Raw genomic sequence first — 4678 nt, 5'->3', positions numbered from 1 at the left:
TCTCGAACCTGCTCAATGGCGGGCAACGAGGGCAGGTGGCTGAGGTCAAGGATGACCGGCGTGCGCAGGAACAACTGAGGGGCGCTCGTCACGCGGTCGCTGAGCTCAGTCGAAATGGCCTCGGCATCCAGGCGCTTCAGGCGCAAATTGGCAACACCGACCTGACCAAACTTGAGTTCAGCCGCCAGTTCGAAATTCTTCGGGGAATCCGCCATCGTTTCTGCTCAGCTCCGACTTGCCTGTGCCTGGCCTTGGCCGGGCTGAAACTGGGCCCGTTCGGCCAGCCAGGGCTGATCGGGGAGTTTGCCGGTACCCGATTTTAGATAGGTATCGCGTACGAATTCGTAGCTGCACAGCGATTTCGCCAACAGGCTGACCGGGAGACCCACACCCGCCATGAGTTGTTGGCCAACTTCATTGAACCCGTAGGTTCCGTGAAACAGCACGGCAACATCGTCTCGTGGTTCCAGAAACACCTCGCAAGCCAGCAAGGGCACACGCAATTCCGCGTAGCTGGTCACATCGCAGTAGAAAATCCGGCCAAGCCCGAATCCGCGGTACGGCTCGGCGATTACGATTCGATCAATATAGGCAAATTCAGGGTAGCGTTGCCGGAACCAGAGGAAATTCGAGCTTTCATACCCGGAAAACTCGCGCAGCGCGATCAGGAATCCGGCGATGACACCATCCACTTCAGCAACCCGGAAGTACGCGGCATTCCTGAAAAACCAGCGCATGCCAGTCGCATCCAGGGCCAGGATGCGGGGCCCGACGGCGTTGTTGAGGGCGAGCACGGAATCGAGCTCTTGCTCACGCACGTCGCGAATAACGATGGTCATGCGTTCAGGCGCTCCAGCATGGGATTTGACTTGCCGAATCATTCGGCACGGAGCCCGGATTATCGCATGTGCACGACCTTCGGACCATCAAGACAACGTTGATCAGGTGACACAACGGTCACGGGATTCAGAAGCCTGTCCTGCCGTGCAGCGTGGCAATTTGAAGGCTGGTTGCCGTGACGAGTCGCGCGATGCCGCTGCAGGCTCCAATGATTGCCAACTGATTCAATGAAATACAGTCGGTTGGGCAGCATCGGTCCGCGCGCATTTGCGCCAGCGCACCGTGATCGGCACGCAGACCGGAGGCGTGACCAATACGCCACTCGATCAGCAATGCAATGGAACGCGTATCGAAGCCCATCCTTTTCCTTTCTTCTCCGAGCAGGGCATTGGCTGGATCGACAATGACTTCGTGCAGGTTGCGAGATGGACCGACACGCCTATGATGGCGACATGCCCATGCCGCACTTCAACCACATACGCCTGCTGCGATACGCCAGCCTGTTCACCTACGCGTGCGTGGGTATTCCGTTGCTGCAATTCGAAACGGTCGTCGCAGAAATGCTGGAGCGAGGGCGGCCAGCCTATTTTTATGACTTGTGGCTGGGGTGCTATCTGCTTTTTGGCGTTGTTTTCTGGTTCCTGACGCATGACATGGGTGCCCGCAATCCCTCGGGATTGCGCAGGATGGTTCAGATTGCGATGTTGCTGCTGTTGAACCTGCTCGCCATCGCGGTCGGCTGGCTCAGCCAGAGTGGCTTGTGCGCACTGCTTCTTGTGGTTGTTTCGGTCGCGTTGCCCTGGATCCTCAACCTGCAGGTGGGCGTGGCCTGGATGGTGCTGCAAAATTTCTCGCTGCTGCCCCTGTTCGCGAGCTGGCCAAACTATTCACTGACCCAGGCCGCCTGGCAGGCAACCATGTATTTCGGGATTTCGACGACGACATTCGTCACCTCGCTGATAGCGAAACAGCAAGCCGAAGCCCGTGAAGACCAGCGCCGCCTGAATGCGGAATTGAGAGCGACGCGGGCGCTGCTGGCGGAATCAAGCCGTCTCGGAGAACGCATGCGGATCTCTCGCGAATTGCATGACCTGGTCGGTCACCACCTGACCGCATTGAGCCTGAATCTTGAAGTGGCCAGTCACCTGGTCACGGGTCAGGCCCACGAACACGTTCGTCAGGCCCAGTCCGTCGCTCGCCTGCTCCTTGCCGACGTGCGCGAGGTTGTCAGCCAGTTGCGCGAAGATGACAGCATTGACCTGACTGAAGCCCTGAAGAGCCTGACTGAAGGCGTGCCCGGCCTGCGCATCCATCTCGAGTTGCCAGCTCATTTCACGATAGACGATCCACGTCGAGCCCAGCTTCTGTTGCGCTGTGCCCAGGAAATCATCACCAACGCCGTACGCCACGCCAACGCGCGCAATCTGTGGCTGGAGTTCGAGCGTACCGATGATCGCAAGCTGGTCATCCACGCACGCGATGACGGTCGCGGCGCAGTTCAGTTCAAAAGGGGCAATGGATTGACCGGCATGCACGAACGGCTCTCGCAGTTTGGCGGCCAGCTCGATATCGTCACTTCCAAGGATCAGGGTTTTTCACTGGATGCATGGCTGCCAATGGAGGCAACTCAATGATTTCCGTATGTCTTGTCGATGATCAGACTCTGGTGCGCCAGGGCATACGATCTTTGCTCGAATTGTCAGACTCAATCCGCGTGGTTGCCGAAGCCGTGGATGGCGCCCAGGCCGTTCAGATCATCCCCGAGATTGCCCCGGACGTGGTCCTGCTCGACATGCGCATGCCCGGGATGTCCGGGCTGGACGTCCTCAATGCATTGGGCAGCAGCGGGAATCTGCCGCCGACGATCATTCTGACAACGTTCGACGATGAGCAGCTGGTCCTGGCCGGCCTCAAGGCGGGCGCACGCGGCTATTTGCTCAAGGATGTTTCGCTGGACCAGCTGGTTGATGCGGTAAAGGTCGTGGCGGGCGGTGGTTCGCTGGTGGCGCCGATGGTCACTCAGCGCCTGCTATCCGGGCTTGAGCGCATGCAAAACGATTTCACCAGTCTCGACCGACCGGACCCCCTGACCGAGCGGGAAACAGAAATCCTGCGTCTGATGGCGGGTGGCTATAGCAACAAGGAAATAGCCAACTCGCTGGGAGTCGCCGAGGGCACGGTAAAGAATCACGTGTCAAACATCCTTTCCAAGTTGGGCGTCCGCGATCGCACGCGCGCCGTTCTCAAGGCCTTCGAGCTCGGTATTGTCTAGATTTCAAGCGGGACAGGGGTTGCTACTGCCCCGGAGGTATTCGAATCGTAGCCATCGCGCCCCAGAGTCAAGTACCATGCTCGATCTGAGACATGTGGTTCCGTGAGGATCCACCTGAGGGTATCAACGCGCCGGACCCAGCGATTTCCTGCCATTTGGCGGATTGGTCGCTGATTCAGATGTGCCGGTGATCAAACAAGTCCTGGAGAGGTCCGGAATGACGCGTGTTCTTGAATTGCTGGTTTCCCTGCTGATTGTCGCGGTCCTTATCGTCGTCGTCGGTGCCTTGCTTCCCAATCACGGCCACGTTGAACGTGAAGTCGAAGTATCGAGCCCGCTCCGGCAGATATTCGATTCCGTCAACACCTTGCGACGTTTCCCCGAGTGGTCGCCGGAACGCCGCCTCGATCCCCAGTTGCGCATGGAATACGAGGGGCCGCGCACTGGCGTTGGCGCCACGGTCAACTGGAGTGGCGACGAAAGCGTAGGCAAGGGCAGTGTCAAGATCATCTCCTCGGAAGAGGACAGCCAGGTCAAGATGGAAGTGGTGAATAACTTCGCCGGCGAAAACAAGACCTACACGATCACGCTGAACCCCTCGGAAAACGGCAAGACCACACGCATCGTCTGGGCTTACGACGTTGACTACGGCTGGGATCTGGCATGGCGCTATGCGGGCCTTTACATTCATGGCAAGCCGGATGCGACCGTGCAGACCGCTGTCGCCAACGTGGCCAACATGCTGGCGTCGTTCCCGAACGTCGACTACAAGGATCAGGATATCCAGGAAGTCGAGGTTGTCGGCGTTCCGGTCCTGGTGCTTTCAACCAAGGCACCACGCACGCTCGACGAAGTTGAAGACGCCACATATACCTCGATCGCCCGGATCGAAGCGGTAATGACGAAGTATGGCCTGACCCAGGCCGGACCCGTGCGTACCGTGACCACCAACTGGGGCGACGACAACTACGTCTTCGATGTGTCCATTCCGGTTGATTCAACCACCTTCATGCTGGATGGCACCGAATACACCATCAATGCCCCAGTGCTTTCCGACACGGTCGAGGACATCCTTGAAGAGGAAGACGCCGCTCCGTTGATGCTGGGTGACTATGACGAAGATGGCTACCTGATCATCGAGGATGGTGTCCGCGCCAAGATCAGCTACAGCGGTCATGCCTTGGTCACCGAGTATTCCGGAAGCCCGGCCGCATTGCCGCTGCTGCGTCTGCAGCTGAAGGCATTCTCGGAAACCCACGGTTACCTCTACAGCGAAATGGGCGGTGGCCGCTTCTGGGACGAAGTCATAGAGACCACCGAAGACGGTGAGCAGACCTTCAAGGTCACGTTGCCGGTCGAGCCCTGATCGAGTCAGCGCGAAACGGATTCAAGCGAACGGGTGGCCCGCAAGGGCCGCCCGTTTTGTTTTGACGGGCTGAGGATTCTGCGCCTGGTTGTCCATCCCGGCCGTGCAGCGGGATTCAGGGCTTCTCGTAGCGGATGCCACCAACGATGCAACGCCGCACGCCGCCTGGTGTAAGCACTTCAAACTCATCATCCACATGC

4 protein-coding genes and 1 pseudogene are annotated in these 4678 nt (G+C 58.7%); 3 read left to right on the top strand and 2 right to left on the bottom strand.

Going from position 1 to position 4678, the window contains the following annotated elements:
- Together minC and WBP53_RS13260 are read right to left on the bottom strand one after the other, a co-directional pair.
- Positions 1 to 215: pseudogene (gene minC, locus WBP53_RS13265) on the bottom strand (septum site-determining protein MinC); the annotation flags it as partial.
- Between the two features lie 9 nt (positions 216 to 224).
- Positions 225 to 839 carry a GNAT family N-acetyltransferase gene (locus tag WBP53_RS13260; RefSeq protein WP_423929681.1) on the bottom strand — a complete coding sequence of 205 codons (615 nt, stop codon included), beginning with the start codon at positions 837 to 839 and terminating at the stop codon, positions 225 to 227.
- 453 nt (positions 840 to 1292) lie between these two features.
- Between WBP53_RS13260 and WBP53_RS13255 the strand changes: the two genes are divergently transcribed.
- The 3 genes from WBP53_RS13255 (at position 1293) to WBP53_RS13245 (ending at position 4478) form a co-directional block, all read left to right on the top strand.
- A complete protein-coding gene (locus WBP53_RS13255; protein ID WP_423929679.1) occupies positions 1293 to 2474 on the top strand; it encodes a sensor histidine kinase in 1182 nt (393 codons plus the stop codon).
- The gene (locus WBP53_RS13250; protein ID WP_423929677.1) at positions 2471 to 3112 is read left to right on the top strand and encodes a response regulator; all 642 of its coding nucleotides are present in this window, start codon (positions 2471 to 2473) and stop codon (positions 3110 to 3112) included. Before WBP53_RS13255 ends, WBP53_RS13250 begins: the two co-directional genes overlap by 4 nt.
- A 217-nt stretch (positions 3113 to 3329) precedes the next feature.
- A complete protein-coding gene (locus tag WBP53_RS13245; RefSeq protein WP_423929675.1) occupies positions 3330 to 4478 on the top strand; it encodes a hypothetical protein in 1149 nt (382 codons plus the stop codon).
- The last annotated feature ends 200 nt before the right edge of the window (positions 4479 to 4678 follow it).

Origin of the sequence: Dokdonella sp. (assembly GCF_049593775.1) — a bacterium.
In the GTDB taxonomy this organism is placed as follows: domain Bacteria; phylum Pseudomonadota; class Gammaproteobacteria; order Xanthomonadales; family Rhodanobacteraceae; genus Dokdonella.
This window is presented reverse-complemented; position numbering and strand designations above follow the sequence as displayed.

Coding starts and splice junctions, on each gene's coding strand:
- WBP53_RS13260 (WP_423929681.1), bottom strand. CDS start 839: ATGACCATCGTTATTCGCGACGTGCGTGAGCAAGAGCTCGATTCCGTG.
- WBP53_RS13255 (WP_423929679.1), top strand. CDS start 1,293: ATGCCCATGCCGCACTTCAACCACATACGCCTGCTGCGATACGCCAGC.
- WBP53_RS13250 (WP_423929677.1), top strand. CDS start 2,471: ATGATTTCCGTATGTCTTGTCGATGATCAGACTCTGGTGCGCCAGGGC.
- WBP53_RS13245 (WP_423929675.1), top strand. CDS start 3,330: ATGACGCGTGTTCTTGAATTGCTGGTTTCCCTGCTGATTGTCGCGGTC.